Genomic DNA, 16340 nt, shown 5'->3' with positions numbered 1-16340 from the left:
AATGGTTTGCTTTATCCTCTACATCATTATACTATAATTGTGAGAAGAATGATCTTCATAGAATTTAAATATACCACAAAAGTGGTCGAATAGACAGGAGAAAACCATGGCACTTGACGGATTTTTCATACACGCACATGTCCATGCGCTGAACCAAACGCTTGAAGGACTTAAGATAGACAAGATATATCAAATTAACGCAACAGATTTATTACTAAATCTTAGAGGCCGCGGATCTGTCAAACTTTTTATCAGCGCGCACGCGAGCCATCCAAGAATCATCTTGATAGACAGCAAGCCCGAAACACCCCAGGAGCCCCCCATGTTTTGCATGCTCATGCGAAAACACATCTCAGGCGGGATCATACAGTCCGTCGAACAGGACGGTCTTGAAAGGATTGTGACGATCAACATCAGCGCTAGAAACGAACTGGGCGATATCGTCATCAAGCATTTAAAGATTGAAATCATGGGAAAGCACTCCAACATCATGCTTTTAGATGAAAACCAGACCGTCGTTGACAGCATCAAACGAATCAGACTATCCATGAGCACAAGACCCATGGGTCCTGGAGTAAGATATACCCTGCCACCCTCGACTAAAGCACCTACTTTTAAAACAGATAGGGAAAGTTTCTCAGAGAAGCTTTCCGATGTGAAGCTGCCTGTTTTCAAATGGCTTTACCTGACCTTTGAAGGAATAAGCCCCTCGCTTGCCAGCAGCATCACTCATCAGGCCGGAATAGACAGCAAGACCGACACGGCTTCACTTGAAAAAGAAGATATCGACCCACTCTATGCGTCGTTCATCGACCATATCGAACAGGTCAAGCGCTCAAATGGCGTCTACATGTACTTCGTCGCCGGCACATATAAGGAGTTTTCAAGCATTCCCCTTACCCATTACAGATCGCTTGGTTATGAGGAACGCTTTACGACGGATTTTGACGAGGCGCTGATTACTTACTATCACACAAAAAAAGATACAAACCGCGTAAGTCAAAAGTCCAATCACCTGATCAAGCTCGTCGACCTGCATCTTGACAAGCTCCGTAAGAAGGTCGAAAACCTCGAAGGCGATCTGATTGAAGCAGGAAAACTTGAAGCGCTGCGTCTTAGGGGTGAGCTTTTGACCGCCAACCTTCATGCCATCAGGAAGGGCATGAAATCCATCACCGTCTTCAATTACTACACCAACGAGGACTTGGAGATCGAGCTTGATGTCACCAGAGGTCCGAACGAGAACGCCCAGCGCTACTACAAGCGATATAACAAGGCTAAAACCACCCTCGAAGAGGCACAAAAGTTTATCGAAATCGCGGATGAGGAAATACGCTATCTCGACCATGTACGTCTTCTGCTCGATCAGGCCGAATCACCTGATGATATCGAAGAGATCAAAGAAGAGCTCATGGAAACAGGTTTTGTTAAAAAAATCTATAGTAAGAAGCAAAAAAGAGCGAAGAAGCTGCCTCCCCACCGCTATGAGTCTTCTGAGGGCGTAACCATCCTCGTCGGTAGAAACAACTTTCAAAACGACGAGCTGACCCTCAAAAAATCCTTTAGGGAGCATATCTGGCTGCACACAAAAGACACTCCGGGATCCCATGTGATCATACAGGCCGAGTTTGAGGATATCGACGACCAGACGATCATCGAGGCTGCGGAAATTGCTGCTTACCACTCCAAAGCCAGGTACTCATCGCAGGTTCCTGTAGATTTTACCGAAGTCAAATTCGTAAAAAAACCAAGCGGTGCAAAACCAGGTATGGTAATCTATGAGGATTACAAGACCATTTATGTGACACCGGATGAAGATAAGATACTGAACATGAAAAAAGTTGACTGAGCAGTCAACTTTTTTTTATGATTGTATTCCTATGATCGTTTTTAGCTTCTCTAGCTCCTCAGCTGTCACAAAACGCCATTCACCTGTGGGCAGGTCGCCTAGCTTCATATTGACGATCCTGATCCTTTTTAGTCTGGTCACTTCATAGCCGAACTTCTTGCACATTTTTCTGATCTGACGGTTGATGCCTTGTGATAGGATGATCCTAAAGGTGTCATGACTGACCCTGATGACGGTGCATGGTCGTGTCATCGTCCCGAATATTTCAACTCCGCCGGACAGTATCGTTAGAAAGTCGTCGTCAAACTCCTTGTCGACACTCACAAGGTATTCCTTTTCATGCTCATATTCGTCCCTTAGCACACTGTTTGCGAGTTCTCCATCGTTTGTCATCAAGATAAGGCCATCCGATTCCTTATCAAGACGCCCCACAGGAAAGACAAAAGCGTCGTAATTCAAATAGTCGATGATATTGTTTTCAAGGCTCCTGTTGGAGCTGCAAAGGATGCCCTTAGGTTTGTTCAGCAGTATGTAGATCCTTTCAAGCATTTTGACGGGCTCGCCGTCAAGTAGGATCTCATCGGTCCATTCCACCCATTTTCCTGGAATACACCTCTCCCCGTTGACATAGACCCTACCCTCGTCAATCAGCCTGTTGGCATCTCTTCTCGAACAGATTCCCGCATTGCTCAGTAGTTTTCCGATTCTCAAGCTTCATTCCCCTTATCGCGATTTAAAACCATCTACACTAAATCCCAGTTCAATACAGAGCGCAGTGAACCGGTCCGTTTCCTTACTAGCCAGCCAGTTGTCAGGACTGTTGAAGTAATGCGACAAGGTATCGGCATCCTTCAAAACCTCTTCATAGGCTCCATCCACCTTGCGTTTCGCACCATGTCTTCTTATCATCGAAGAGATAAGCAGCTTTTCATCCTCAGAAAATCCGCCTATCTCGTCCAGATAGCCATAGACGGCTTTTGATCCGCGCTTGGCATGCGCTTCGCTATCGCCGGTCTCATAGGTGATATAGTCATGAAGGAGTCCGGCGATTTTGCAAATCTCTTTGTCAAGACCGCGTTTCATCGCAAGCAACTCTGCAAATCCCGCCACTCCTATCAGATGGGCGCAGCCGAACATGATCTCGTATTTATCCTTTTTACCGAAAAACATCTTATTGATAAAAGCCGTGGTCTCTTCTACACGATTCATACGCCCTCCACCGAATCAACTCATAGGTTCACTACTTTGCCTTACTCAATTATAAACAAAAAAACGCTTTGGCATACTACCAAAGCGATTTATTTAAGCCATCATCCTATTGAATTTTTTTCGCACGGTAAATCTGACCTTTGATTTTCTTTGTTTGAAGCGCTTTGATGATGATGCTTTCCTTGCCATCGAATATCGTCACATTGGTGAACTTGGCATTCATTTCGATCTTGCCGATATCCTGTCCGCTGACTTCCTTGATATTTCTGAGCACACCTAGGATATCTCCGGTTCTCAATCTAGAATTGGCGCTTCCGACATTCAGTTGTATTGTTGCCCCTTTGCGATTTGTAGCCTTATAACGCTCCGGTCCGTTTCTTCTTTTCGTGTTTTGCGGCGCTTTTCTTTCCACATGACCGCCCTTGCAAGGGATTTCATAACCTAAAAACTTTTGCAGCGCGATGAATCTAGCGGTTTCACTTGGAATGACCATGGTGATGGCGATACCGTTCTCATCGACACGACCGGTTCTACCGATCCTATGCACGTAGTTCTCATTCTCAAAGGGAACACCGTAGTTGATGACATGAGTCAGCCCCTGTACATGAAGACCTCTTGCTGCAACATCTGTGGCGATCAGCATGGTGTATTCTCCACGCTTGAACTCCTTGAGTTTTTGCATACGCAGGCCCTGATCCATGCCTCCATGAACCGCACAGACCTTTCTGTGGTATTTTCTCATGATGTCGAAGAGACTATCCACTTGATCTTTCGTGTTACAGAAGATGATGCACTTCTTCGGGTCCTCATGCTTTATCATCTTTCTCATGAAGTCCACTTTTTTTAGGCCGTCCACCGCGTAGTAGATCTGCTCTATTTTGGTATGGGTCGAGACTTCTGATTCGATCTCGATGCTCTCCGGCTTGTTCATGTAAAGCTGGCTGATGTGTTTTACCTCTTCAGGCATCGTCGCAGAAAAGAGGAGCGTCACTCTTTCAGAAGGCATCTTCTTGATGATCGCTTCGATCTGATCCTTAAAGCCCATCAGAAGCATCTCATCCGCTTCATCGATGACGAAATATTTGATGTCTTTCAGTTTTACATTCTTATTCAGCAGGTGATCCATCATACGACCTGGTGTCGCGACGATCACATGAGGGTTCTTCTTCAGTTCTTTACGCTGGACATCCATGGGCTGCTTACCGTAGATGGCGCTGAACTTGATTCCCTTATATCTTCCGATATCGCTAAAGTCGCCCTTAACCTGTTCGGCAAGCTCACGGGTTGGAGTCAGCACAAGCACCTGAGGGCTTTCAAGCTCCACATCGATCTTCTCACAGATAGGAATCGCAAAACCTGCCGTCTTACCACTACCCGTCTGAGACTGTACGATCAGGTCCACACCTTCAAGTATCTTAGGAATCGTCTGTTGCTGCACTTCCAGCGGATAAACGAAACCCAGTTCGCTAAGGGCCCTTTTGATCTGATTGTCCAGTTCGAAGTCCTTGAACTTCATCACTTCTATTGTCTTTTGTGTGTTTTTATCACTCATCTTCATTCCTCTTCCTCAACTTCAAGCGTCGTGCCAATTAACTGTACTCTATTATCATCTATATGAATCAATTATCGTAATCAACAAAACTACCGTTACCAATCTAACACTATATCACGTTTGAAGTTATCTGAAAAGTTTTTTATCTTTAACAACTGCATATAACAAAAAAGACGCTCCGCTCCAACTGCAAGGCAAACCTTTTATCACCTAAAAAGGTTTCCTTGCAGTTGGAGCGGAGCGCCTTAAAATACATGTTCAAATGAAACCCAGCAGCTAGACGACCACTAAAGATGATTAGCCGAGTGATGCATTGTTATGGGAACTTCTTAGTGTGGTTTTAATGATCGCACTTCCCTTAAAAACTTTTCACCAGCTGTTCCAGTTTTTCAGCAGCGTCCGTTTTGATGGATGCGCCGCCGTCTGTGGCCATGTTTGTACCTTCAAGAAGCACCGACTCGATGTCCATGACGCCCATGAATCCTAGGACGGTCTTCAAGTAGCTGTCCCCGTGCTCCATGGCCTTTGCGGGACCCTCTGAATAAATTCCGCCCGATGCGTGCACATGAAGCGCCTTCTTATTGTTTAACAGTCCCACAGGACCCTCAGCAGTATACTTGAATGTCTTTCCTGCGACCATCAGCGTGTCGATGTAGACCTTCATCTTAGGTGGCAGTGAGAAGTTCCAAAGCGGAGTGGCAAAGACGTATTTGTCTGCACCCATAAACTGTTCTGTAAACTGATTGATTGTTCCCACTTTGTACTGTTCCTGATCTGTCAGATCGCTAAAGTCGACTCCTTCGCCCAGTTTTCCCCATCCGTTAAAGACATCTTCATCGATAAATGGAATATCGAGCTTATAAAGGTCAAGTTCCACCACCTCGTCCGTGGGATTGATTTCCTGATAGGTTTTTATGAAGTTCTCACTTGCGTCCAGACTAAAGGAATGTGCGGATGCTTTTGGATTTGCTTTTATAAATAATACTTTTTTCATGGTGAATCCTCCTATTGATGTTGGTTGACGAATCAAATACGGGTTTTTAGTACTAATTAGTGATATATCTTTAAAAAAAGTGGTGCTATACAACACCATTCATTTTTTTAAGCAGGGAGAGCAACTCATTCTTCTCTTCGATATTCAGATTCGAAAACTCGTCTTCTAGGTCATCAAGATGCTTGGGAAAGACTTCGGCGATAATGGTCCGCCCCTTTTCCTTAAGTCTGATCACAAATGCCCTGCGGTCCTCATCGTCACGATCCCGGCTGATGTAGCCTCTCTTTTCGAGATTCTTGATTACAACGGTCATGTTGCCGCTTGTAGACAGCGTCTTTTCAATGATCTCGCATATCTTCATCGGGCCTTTGTGATATAAAGCTTCCATCACACCGAATTGAGATAGGGTAAGGTCATATTCTGAAAGTCGTGCCGACAAGGACCTCTCATCGTTTTGAATCGTCCTGTGCAGTGCTACCACCAGTTTTAAATTCAATTCACTTACTGCTCCGTATTTGCTCGGTTTGTTTTCCATGGATTAAATATATCACTAACTAGTAATAATGTCAAGGGTATTTCCAGTTCTTTTTTTTGACATGCCCCTATTCTAGAACTGGTCTTTGTAACCCTCTCTCAATAGCGTGTACTGCCCTGTCTCTGTGTTCAGGTCATAGATGTTGAAGTTCGTTTTGATATCGAATCCTTCGTAGTGGACTGCGAAGTTGATGGATGCAGACCCCAGCGTACCGCTTTTTATCCTGTGGAATACGTGCCGCGGCCATACAAGTACGGCTCCGCCTTCAAATATCAGCTTGTCGTTTTTATAGATCTTGTCGGGTAAGACGGTAAAGTGTTCAACCCGTCCATGCTCTTTCGTGTAAATTTCCACTTCTCGCTTGCCGTAAAGGACGATGAGGTTGTCCGCCTGATCCGGGTGCATGTACCAGGGATTCGCAACACCCATCGTAGGACCCGGCGATACCGCATCCTTTTGATGGAGCACACGGTCGATTGAATCGATCTTAGGTAGTGCGTCGAGTGGAAACAAGTCGAACATGACACCTTCGGTTTTTCTAAACGGTGTCAGCTCAATAATCTGATACAGGTCTTTTACTTCTTCAATGATCTTCAAGTTTATCCTCCCTTGATATGTTAATGGTGTTTACCTGCTTTTCAAGTCTCACACCCTAAATCGGTTCTTTCACTTGTCTGTAAAACCTTTTTCTTTCACCACCCTATAGACCAGCCTTTCATCCACACGCACGCTTTCCATGAGCGCGACGGAGCTGATCGTTACTTCAATGGGGCTGAAGTGTCTCATGGATACATCCTCGTCTAGGACCACACCTCTTGCGAATGTGATGTGGGGAACATAAGGCATCGCCTCTACTCTGAAACCCGCCTGTTTGAGTCTGAAATTCAACTCACCTTGCAAGCGAAGGAGCGTCTGATTCTCTTCAACTCCTATCCACAGAATTTTTTTGTTTTTTTTATGAAACTGGCCAAAGGAAGCTGCCACGAGATCCGGCTTACAAACATCGAATTCATCAAGCAGGACGCTGAGCCTCTCAACTTCATCGTCTGTCACATCACCGATGAAGGCAAGTGTCAGATGCAGGTTGTCACAGCTTGTGAACTTACCCCTTTTACAGTCCTTTGTCGTTTTTCTACAGGCGTCATGCAGCTTATATTTACATGCTTGTGTTATCGTAAGCGCAAAGAAGACTCTCACGCGGTCACCTCCTAAGGCGGTATATCCAATCCATACCCAATAACTTCATCATCGAATAAACTATCAAAGCCATATCAATAAATTTTTATTTAGAGCACCATGACAATTCATTGACAAGCCTTCCAAAGGATAGTACCCTATACCTATAAGTTTAACTGAATACATGAAAAAGGCAAACTCATCGAAAGGTGAAGACGCAAAGCTGTGAGTCTAAGGAGAAATCTATGATCGTCAAGCTACCGAAATACTGACGTCTTTTCGGGATGTTTTTTTTATGTCAAGATGGAGGTAAGAATGAAAAACATATTGATTGTGGACGATGCAGCGTTCATGCGGATGATGCTTAAGAACATTCTTGTAAGCCACGGATACAACGTGGTGGGGGAAGCGTCAAATGGAGCACAAGCTATCGAAAAGTACCACGAACTCAAGCCGGATATCATCACCATGGATATCACCATGCCTGAGGTCACAGGTATCGAGGCCCTTGAGGAGCTGATCAGAGTCGATCCATCCGTCAAAGTATGTATGGTCTCCGCATGCGGTCAGCCCCAGTTTCTGCTCGAAGCCATTAAAAAAGGCGCGAAGGACTTTATCACAAAGCCGTTCACACCGGATGAGGTGCTTTCAAAGATCAATCAAATCGCCAGCATGGCAAATTGATTTGGGTTAAAGATTCACGATCGAGCAATTTACTATGGACAAAGTTCACCTGAACTTTGTCTTTTTTATTTCAAAGCCACCATGCCGCGTACTTGATCGCAAGTCAGGGTCCGCTATGTTTAGCATCTGCTTCTTCTTGATTCCTACAAAATAAGGTGTTTTCCCTTGACAATTATTCCTAGTATGGTATTTTTATTAAGTTACCGATTGCTTACTTACAACTTATGGCAGAATAGCATGGTAGATTAACGTGTCGGCAAAGCAAAGCCTTCCATGCGCTTCACTTGTGAACCTATTGTTCACTTGCACAACCAAGAGGTCAATTATGAATGGATTCTTAACCTATAAGGAATGCGAGAGTATTCAAACCTTTGATAATCTTGCCGGTACATTTAAACTACTGGTTCAAGATGACAACATAGAAATTTTCGAATCGAACATACACGCCGGTAAATCGATTCTTTGTCAGCCCTATGAATCGAAAGATGCGCTTAATGTCATCATTGTGCAAGAAGGCACTCTTTTTCATACAAACGAGAGAAAAGTGATTACAAGCGGTCAACGCATCACATTCAAGAATCTGACAGAAACCCATCATTTAAGCGTCATCACTCCGACAAAATTGCTTATGATCAGAGAATCGAAGTTTTTCACCCAACAGGCGAGCACCACAAATGAGATTTACCATTTTATCCATCAGATTCAAGCCAAAGATCATTATTCGGAATACCACTGCAACGCTGTCGGCAATCTGGCTGTTCAGATTGCGACAATGATGCGATTGTCCGATAAGGAAATTCACAATGTAGGTCATGCGGCAAAAGTTCACGACATAGGAAAAGTGAATATCCCTGATGTGATTTTGAATAAACCGTCGAGACTCACTGATCAGGAGTTCGAGATCATGAGAAAGCACCCGCAGGACGGGCATGACCTAATACTGAAAACCATAGACAGCAAAGAGATCGCAAGCATCGTTTTGCAGCATCATGAACGTCTTGACGGCAGTGGATATCCCAACCGTCTTAAAGATGATCAAATAAGAATTGAAGCCAAGATCATAGCGGTAGTCGACAGTTTCGACGCGATGGTGTCCAAGCGACCATACAAGTCGCCGATGAGCCCCTCGGATGCCCTTGATGATCTCAGTCGTCACATCGGCATCTGGTACGAGGAGGAAATAGTCCATACGCTGAAAGAGATTCTTGAAATCAATCGTTCCATCATTAAGTCACAGTCGCAATCACGCTTTGAAGTCAAATAAAGCACTAAAGTCTTGTCAGAAGACTTTAGTGCTTTTCTATTGGGTTCAGATCCTATTTCTACTCGTAAATCTCGACTGCGTTTTCGCCGTCGATACTCTTGACTTTCACGTGAATATTTTCCTTTTTACTTGTCGGAACATTCTTCCCGACGTAATCGGCACGAATCGGGAGTTCACGGTGGCCCCTATCGATCAAGACGGCAAGTTGGATCGACTTGGGTCTTCCCCTGTCGATGACGGCATCCAGCGCCGCCCTGACCGTTCTTCCTGTGTAAATAACATCATCCACCAGCACGACGGTCTTATCCTTCAAATCTACATCGATCGCCGTTTCTGAAACGATGGCGTCTTCTGAGACTTCCGATAGGTCATCCCTATAGAGGGTGATGTCAATCGAGCCGACCGAGACTTTGACCGCTTCAATTTTCTCAATTTGATCGGCAATCTCATAGGCGATCGGCACACCCCTGGAAAGAATACCGACGAGAACGACGTCGTCGACGCCCTTGTTCTTTTCGATAATCTCATGAGCAAGCCTTGTCAAAGCACGCTTTATTCCTTTTTCATCGAGTATTTGAGCTTTAAAGTCCATTTGTCTACCTCAATTTTTCTAGTATATTTACAAATCGCTCAGGCAGCGGCGCCTGAAACACCATTCGGGCTCCTGTTGTCGGATGATCGAAACCCAAGGTCTCAGCATGCAGGAGCTGCCCTGAAAGCTTCATCTTTTCTTTACGAACCCCATACAAAGGGTCACCCAGAAGCGGATGGCCGATACTCGCCATATGCACTCTGATCTGATGGGTCCTTCCTGTTTCCAGCCTGCAGCTGATCAGCGTATAGGACTGCAAACGTTCAATCACCTCATAGTGGGTGATGGCATGCTTGCTGTTGATTTCTGTGACAGCTTGTTTGAGCCTGTTTTTAGGATGCCTGCCGATGGGTTTGTCGATCGTACCCGCATCGTTTGAAAATCCTCCGTGCACGATCGCGTAATACCTTCGCTCGACACTATGGTCTTTCAGTTGAGCCGATAAGGACTCATGCGCCTTATTGTTCTTTGCGACCATGAGAAGCCCTGTGGTATCCTTGTCGATCCTGTGGACGATCCCAGGTCTTATGACGCCGCCGATGTCCGACAGGTCCTTTATATGGTACATCAGGCCGTTCACAAGGGTGCCTGTATAATTTCCGGGCGCCGGATGAACGACTAGACCTTTGGGCTTGTTCACAACGATCACATCGCTATCCTCATAGATGATTTCAAGCTCCATCTGCTCGGGCTCGATTTTCCAAACTTCAGGTTCAGGAACCTCCACTGTGATGGTATCGCCTAAGGTCAGGATATAATTCTTCTTGATGGATTTTCCCGTCTGTGTGGTGATCGCTCCCTGCTTGATCCATTTCTGAACCCGGCTTCTCGATACCCCATCCATCGCATCTGTCAGGTACTGATCGATACGGATGCCCTGATCTTCCTCTTCCACATTAAATTCTATACGTTCCATCTATAAACCTTTCATCATATCAAGTACGATTTTTGAAGAATTGATCGCTGATTGACGACCGAACTCTTCAAAATTCACATGTGCAGATCCATCCGCCTTGTCGCTCATCGCGCGTATGATGACAAAGGGCACCTTGTTGACGTGACAAACGTGCGCGATTGCAGCGCCTTCCATTTCAGTCGTGTCCGCATTGAACTGGTTTAGCAGAAAATCTTTTCTTTCCATCGACGACACAAACTGGTCGCCTGTCACGATTCTTCCTTCGTAGACAGCGTGGTCCTTGATTTCGTGCTTGGCCGCCTCGTAAGCTAGTTTTCTTAACTTCTCGTCCGCTACGAAGATCCACTGATCCATACCTGGAATCTGCCCGTATTCGTAACCGAAGCCTGTCGCGTCCATGTCATGTTCTAACAGATCTATTGAAATCACCGTATCGCCCACTTCAAGATGGTCTTTGACAGCGCCTGATACACCTGTATTGATCACATGTGTGACCTCAAATTCCGACACGAGGATTTGAGCGCAAAGTGCAGCGTTTACCTTTCCTATTCCAGAAACCACCGCAACGACGGATTTACCCATCAAGAGGCCCTTATGATACTCTCGTCCCGCAATACATTTTGTCTCAACTTCTGTCATCGCTTCAATCAATAGTGTAATTTCATAATCCATCGCACCGATAATTCCAATTTTCATGTGTCTCTCTCCCTTATCCATTGCCTTTATTGGTTTTTTCGCTAATTTCACTTTTGAAGTATCATTATATCATACTTTTTTAAAAAGCTAAAAGCCGACCCAAATTGGGTCGGCTTTTGATTTATGCTTTCATCACTCTGATATTTGTTTCTTCACCGTTTAGCTCGAATGTCTCGAATTCACCTTCTGTGGTATTCTCAAGCGACACCGTAAGCGTCTCACCCTTGATATACTCTGCAAACTCAGAAACTGCCGATTCGAACACTTGTGTCGAATTGTAGTGGATCTTGATGTTATCAGCCACTTCAAATCCGTTTGACTTACGCATCTGTTGGATTCTTGATACGAACTCCCTAGCAAACCCTTCTGTAATCAGGTCTTCTGTAAGTGTCGTATCTAGGATCATGAAGAGGTTGTTTGCCATTTCCACTGTAAATCCGTCTTTCGCTGCGATTCTCACATCGACATGCTCCGCGCTGCAAGTGAAGGCTTCTCCCGCGATGTCAAGCTCGATGCTTTCTCCAGCTTGCATTTTCGGTGCCCATACAGAAGCGTCAAGGCCTGACAGCGCCTTATTGAACGCACCCATGTTCTTACCTAGAAGAGGTCCGCAGACTTTAAAGTTCGGCTTCAGTGTAAAGTCCATATAAGTCGCAAGGTTGTCTTCAAACACTACCTCTTTGACATTCAGTTCTTCCTTGATCAGGTCCACAAGATCGCTGATCAGCGCTTCGTGAGCTCCATCCACCATGACTTTGGCGATCGGTTGTCTTACCTTGATTTTCACAGCTTCCCTAGCCGCACGTCCAAGACCGACAAGCTCACGCACAAGGTCCATTCTGCTTTCAGTAGCCTCACTGATAAGCGAAAGGTCCGCTTTCGGATACTCTGCCAGATGGACTGATTCACCACCAACAAGATTGCTATAGATCTCTTCACTGATAAATGGCGCAAATGGCGCGATCAGTCGAGAAACCGTCTCAAGTACTTCATAAGTCGTTTTATAAACCGACTTTTTGTCGTCCGTAAGCTCAGTCGCCCAGAATCTTCTTCTTGAACGTCTGATGTACCAGTTCGATAAATCTTCAACGACAAACTCCTGAATTTTTCTGACCGCTTTTGTTAGGTCGAAAATTGCAAGATCCTCATTTACCGCTTTGACCACCTTGTTGAGTTTAGAAAGCAACCATCTGTCGATTTCAGGTCTTTCACCGACAGGAACATCGAACGCTTTTACATCGAGTCCGTCTGTGTTGGCATACAATGTGAAGAAGGTATAGGAGTTCTTCAGTGTGCCGAAGAACTTAGAGCTGATATCCTTGAGGCCGTCTTCGTCAAATTTAGTAGGCTGCCATGCAGGAGAGACATAGTACATGTACCAGCGTGTCGCATCCGCGCCGTACTTACTAAGAAGCTCGAACGCATCTACGCCGTTTCCTTTTGACTTGGACATCTTCTTGCCGTATTTGTCGAGTACCATATCGTTGACTAACACGTTTTTATATGGCGACTTACCCATCACAAATGTCGAAATGGCGATCAAGGAGTAGAACCATCCACGTGTCTGGTCGATTCCTTCACAGATGAAGTCTGCAGGGTATAGCTCGTCGAAGTTCTCTTTGTTTTCAAATGGGTAGTGGTGCTGTGCAAACGGCATCGCTCCCGAGTCGAACCAGCAGTCGATAACATCAGGTACTCTAGTCATCGAACCGGAACATTTTTCACATTTCAAGTGCACGTTATCCACTTCCGGACGATGAAGGTCGATATCGAGGCTGATCTCTTCGATCGCTCTGTCCTTTAATTCTTGGATAGATCCGACAGAATCGAGCTCGCCACATTCACATCTCCAGATGTTGAGCGGGGTTCCCCAGTATCTGCTTCTAGAAATCGCCCAATCGTTCAGATTTTCAAGCCAGTTGCCGAAACGCTTCTCACCGACGTAAGAAGGATACCAGTTCACTGAGTTGTTGTTTTCTATGAGTTGATCTTTCAGTCTTGTCATTTCGATGTACCAGCTCGGCTTCGCATAATAAAGCAGAGGCGTCTTACATCTCCAGCAGTGAGGATAGTTGTGATCGATTCTTTGTTTGCTGAAGAGTTTGCCTTCCACCGCAAGCCATTTGATGATATCCACATCGACTTCCGGGTCCATGACAAACTTGCCTTCCCAAGGAGTCGTCGTGTACTTGCCTTCCTCATTGACCGGCTGCAGTACAGGCAAGCCGTATTTAAGTCCTAAGTTGTAGTCGTCCTCACCAAAGGCAGGAGCCGTATGGACAATACCGGTACCGTCTTCTGTGGTGACGTAATCACCGCACGTGACGTAGAAACAATCCTTATCAGGTGTCGCAAAAGGCATGATCTGCTCATATCTGATATGTTCAAGGTCGCTGCCCTTTAGTGTCTCAAGCACTTCAAAGTCACCGTCGATGACTTTTGATGAAAGCGTCTTTTCAACATAATATACCGTATCTTCAAATTTCACTTTCAAATAAGTTTCATTAGGATTCACAGTAAGCGCCACATTCGCAGCAAGTGTCCATGGAGTCGTCGTCCAAACCAGGAAGTACTCGTCCTTATCGACGACTTTGAATTTAACGACTACGGTGTTTGTTTTCTTTTCGATATAACCTTGAGCCACCTCATGTGAAGCAAGACCCGTTCCGCATCTTGGGCAGTAAGGCAGTATCTTGTGGCCTTCATAGATGTAATCTTCTTTGAAGAACTTGTTAAGGATCCACCATACAGATTCGATATACTGGTTGTCAAGCGTGATGTAGGGATTGTCAAGATCGACAAGGTAAGCCATCTGCTCTGTCATATCTCTCCATAAGCCTTCGTATTCGAACACGGAATCGCGGCAAGCCTTGTTGAACTTGTCGATACCGTAAGATTCGATCGCCTGCTTGTCAGCCAGACCGATTCTTTTTTCCACTTCGATCTCGACAGGAAGACCGTGAGTGTCCCAACCGGCCTTACGCTTTACCTGATAGCCTTCCATGGTCTTAAAACGACAAACGGCATCCTTTAGCGCACGTGCCAGTACATGGTGGATTCCAGGACGGCCATTCGCAGTCGGCGGTCCTTCAAAGAACACGAACGATTCTTTGCCCTCTCTCGATTCCACGCTCTTATGGAGAAGATCGATTTCATTCCAATAGGCGACCGTTTTAGCTTCACTTGCAGCTACGGGGCCTTGTCTTAACTCTTGATATGCCATTTTGTTTCCTCCTAAATCATTTTAAAAGAAGTGAAGTCAACACTCCTTTGTAACCTACCTGCTGAATTTTGAACCTATAAGCTCATATTTGAAAAACCTATGCCCGCAAAATAAAAAAGTCCCTGAGCATCATTTGCTCAGGGACGTGTTAACGCGGTACCACCCTAATTACTCCAAGGCACACCCGGAGTCACTTCATTGTTTTAACGGCACATCACCGGTGACACTTACTTAGTTCGGCATCACAGCTCATAGGTGATCTTCGGTCGCTATCCTCTACCAGTTCGCACCTACCACTGGCTCTCTTAAAGAATCTAACAACTTACTCTCCTAGTCAACGCTTTTTATGATGGGCTCTCACCCGATTTAATTTATTATATGCCTTAACTTACTTCAAGTCAACAGCATAATTTTCAACGACACTAAGCTGTGCTCTGAGCATGGATTCAATCCTGAGCCTAAAGGCTTCAAGGTCTTTTTCCATATGCATTCTCTGCTCATTCATTTCGGCGATTTGCCTGTTGGCGGCTTCCACCTTCGCCTTAGCTGTGATTTCGGCGTCTTTGACGATGGACTCCGCTTCACGTTTTGCAGTGCTTATCAGGTCGTCAGATGTTTTTTTTGCAAGCACCAATGTTTCTGAAAGGGTCGACTCGATCGCCCTGTATTTGTTGACGTCCTCTTCGATACGCATGATGCGTTCTTTCAGATCGGCCTTTTCATTGATATGCGTTTCCAGAGTGTCAGCGATTTGAATCAGGTACTCGTTGACTTCCCTCTCGCTATATCCTCTAATACCCTTGGAAAAATCTTTTTTTTGCACGTCCAGTGGTGTAATCATCGCATCCCCTATCTAGCAATTCTTTCTCCGCTAAGTCTCAATTTGCCTTTTTTAGAAATACCAAGAACCTCGTTTACATAAAATCTTCCAAACCGTCTCACACTGATCATATCGCCGCTTTGCATCTGAATATCGGTCTTTTCACAGATGGAGTAGTTGCATTTCACCCTACCCGCCTTAATCAGTCCGATAGCCTTTGCCCTTGACATGTTGAAGGCGCCTGAGATGATCGCATCCAGCCTTAGGGACGCGACAGAAAAAGTCATGACCTTTTTTTCAAGAACCGGCTCCACAAACTCAGCTAAAGGAATCTCATTTACAGTAACACCGTGATTTCTGATTTTTGTCAGCTGAGTTTTCAAGACAGGTACCATCGTCTTAAGCACGAACATCTGCACAAAACCGTCATGGATCAGGATGTCGCCGAACATTTTTCTCTCAATTCCGATCGAAATGAGTGTGCCAAGCACATCCTTATGTTCAATCGCACCGAACTGTTTGGCATAGTCGAGCTGAACAAGGGAAATGGGAAACGCTTCCTCACTGGCATCGCTAAAGGGAGGGAAAAACCCTACCACTTCATATTCCGCATCCTCATAACCGCCAAAACTGCGTAGGCTCACCTCACGGTTGCCGATCACCGACAGCCCGACCTGAACCGACTCGGGATCATTGAACTGTGTATACTGCATTTCATGATACTTCTCGCATTTTCCCAGAGCCTCCATCATTCGAGTAACCGAAATGACGACATGGTCCTGGGCTTTGATCTGTTCGAGATATTTCTTATACTGACCGAACTCCGTCAT

At 45.3% G+C, this 16340-nt stretch carries 16 protein-coding genes, 1 riboswitch and 1 other annotated feature; of the genes, 3 read left to right on the top strand and 13 right to left on the bottom strand.

Features of this window, described 5'->3' with window-relative positions:
- Positions 1 to 106 precede the first annotated feature (106 nt).
- On the top strand, positions 107 to 1849 hold the full coding sequence (locus tag DWB64_RS02235; protein ID WP_129486560.1) for an NFACT family protein: 1743 nt from the start codon (positions 107 to 109) through the stop codon (positions 1847 to 1849).
- 15 nt (positions 1850 to 1864) lie between these two features.
- Here the strand turns inward: DWB64_RS02235 and DWB64_RS02230 are convergent, their stop codons facing one another.
- The 7 genes from DWB64_RS02230 to thpR all read right to left on the bottom strand — a co-directional run bounded on the left by DWB64_RS02230 (position 1865) and on the right by thpR (position 7336).
- Positions 1865 to 2560: a pseudouridine synthase gene (locus tag DWB64_RS02230; protein ID WP_129486559.1), complete on the bottom strand. Its 696-nt coding sequence runs from the start codon at positions 2558 to 2560 to the stop codon at positions 1865 to 1867.
- Between the two features lie 12 nt (positions 2561 to 2572).
- A complete protein-coding gene (locus DWB64_RS02225; RefSeq protein WP_129486558.1) occupies positions 2573 to 3058 on the bottom strand; it encodes an HD domain-containing protein in 486 nt (161 codons plus the stop codon).
- A 106-nt stretch (positions 3059 to 3164) separates the two neighbouring features.
- Positions 3165 to 4610: a DEAD/DEAH box helicase gene (locus DWB64_RS02220; RefSeq protein ID WP_164980190.1), complete on the bottom strand. Its 1446-nt coding sequence runs from the start codon at positions 4608 to 4610 to the stop codon at positions 3165 to 3167.
- A 358-nt stretch (positions 4611 to 4968) separates the two neighbouring features.
- A complete protein-coding gene (locus DWB64_RS02215; RefSeq protein ID WP_129486556.1) occupies positions 4969 to 5604 on the bottom strand; it encodes an FMN-dependent NADH-azoreductase in 636 nt (211 codons plus the stop codon).
- An 85-nt stretch (positions 5605 to 5689) separates the two neighbouring features.
- Positions 5690 to 6139 (bottom strand): MarR family winged helix-turn-helix transcriptional regulator, encoded by a 450-nt coding sequence (locus tag DWB64_RS02210; protein WP_129486555.1) that lies wholly within the window; start codon positions 6137 to 6139, stop codon positions 5690 to 5692.
- Between the two features lie 72 nt (positions 6140 to 6211).
- A complete protein-coding gene (locus tag DWB64_RS02205; RefSeq protein WP_207713425.1) occupies positions 6212 to 6736 on the bottom strand; it encodes a hypothetical protein in 525 nt (174 codons plus the stop codon).
- A gap of 69 nt (positions 6737 to 6805) precedes the next feature.
- The gene (gene thpR / locus DWB64_RS02200) at positions 6806 to 7336 is read right to left on the bottom strand and encodes an RNA 2',3'-cyclic phosphodiesterase (protein ID WP_164980189.1); all 531 of its coding nucleotides are present in this window, start codon (positions 7334 to 7336) and stop codon (positions 6806 to 6808) included.
- A 161-nt stretch (positions 7337 to 7497) separates the two neighbouring features.
- Positions 7498 to 7580, top strand: a riboswitch (cyclic di-GMP riboswitch).
- A gap of 50 nt (positions 7581 to 7630) precedes the next feature.
- Between thpR and DWB64_RS02195 the strand changes: the two genes are divergently transcribed.
- On the top strand, positions 7631 to 7999 hold the full coding sequence (locus DWB64_RS02195) for a response regulator (protein WP_129486552.1): 369 nt from the start codon (positions 7631 to 7633) through the stop codon (positions 7997 to 7999).
- 325 nt (positions 8000 to 8324) lie between these two features.
- Entirely contained in the window at positions 8325 to 9263 is a 939-nt protein-coding gene (locus DWB64_RS02190; RefSeq protein ID WP_129486551.1) for an HD-GYP domain-containing protein, read from the top strand.
- A 58-nt stretch (positions 9264 to 9321) separates the two neighbouring features.
- Here DWB64_RS02190 and pyrR read toward each other — a convergent pair whose 3' ends face one another.
- The 6 genes from pyrR to DWB64_RS02160 all read right to left on the bottom strand — a co-directional run bounded on the left by pyrR (position 9322) and on the right by DWB64_RS02160 (position 16340).
- Positions 9322 to 9855: a bifunctional pyr operon transcriptional regulator/uracil phosphoribosyltransferase PyrR gene (pyrR, locus tag DWB64_RS02185; protein ID WP_129486550.1), complete on the bottom strand. Its 534-nt coding sequence runs from the start codon at positions 9853 to 9855 to the stop codon at positions 9322 to 9324.
- Between the two features lie 4 nt (positions 9856 to 9859).
- A complete protein-coding gene (locus tag DWB64_RS02180) occupies positions 9860 to 10771 on the bottom strand; it encodes an RluA family pseudouridine synthase (RefSeq protein ID WP_129486549.1) in 912 nt (303 codons plus the stop codon).
- Positions 10772 to 11467 carry a 5'-methylthioadenosine/adenosylhomocysteine nucleosidase gene (locus DWB64_RS02175; RefSeq protein ID WP_129486548.1) on the bottom strand — a complete coding sequence of 232 codons (696 nt, stop codon included), beginning with the start codon at positions 11465 to 11467 and terminating at the stop codon, positions 10772 to 10774.
- 121 nt (positions 11468 to 11588) lie between these two features.
- Entirely contained in the window at positions 11589 to 14690 is a 3102-nt protein-coding gene (gene ileS, locus DWB64_RS02170) for an isoleucine--tRNA ligase (protein ID WP_129486547.1), read from the bottom strand.
- Positions 14691 to 14826: 136 nt separating this feature from the next.
- Positions 14827 to 15037: a binding site (T-box leader), on the bottom strand.
- A 41-nt stretch (positions 15038 to 15078) separates the two neighbouring features.
- The gene (locus DWB64_RS02165) at positions 15079 to 15531 is read right to left on the bottom strand and encodes a DivIVA domain-containing protein (RefSeq protein WP_129486546.1); all 453 of its coding nucleotides are present in this window, start codon (positions 15529 to 15531) and stop codon (positions 15079 to 15081) included.
- A gap of 8 nt (positions 15532 to 15539) precedes the next feature.
- Positions 15540 to 16340, bottom strand: a complete 801-nt coding sequence (locus tag DWB64_RS02160; RefSeq protein WP_129486545.1) for an RNA-binding protein — start codon at positions 16338 to 16340, stop codon at positions 15540 to 15542.

Origin of the sequence: Fusibacter sp. A1 (assembly GCF_004125825.1) — a bacterium.
Classification (GTDB): domain Bacteria; phylum Bacillota; class Clostridia; order Peptostreptococcales; family Acidaminobacteraceae; genus QQWI01.
The sequence above is the reverse complement of the archived record's forward strand: the minus strand, read 5'-3'. Positions and strand labels throughout refer to the sequence as shown.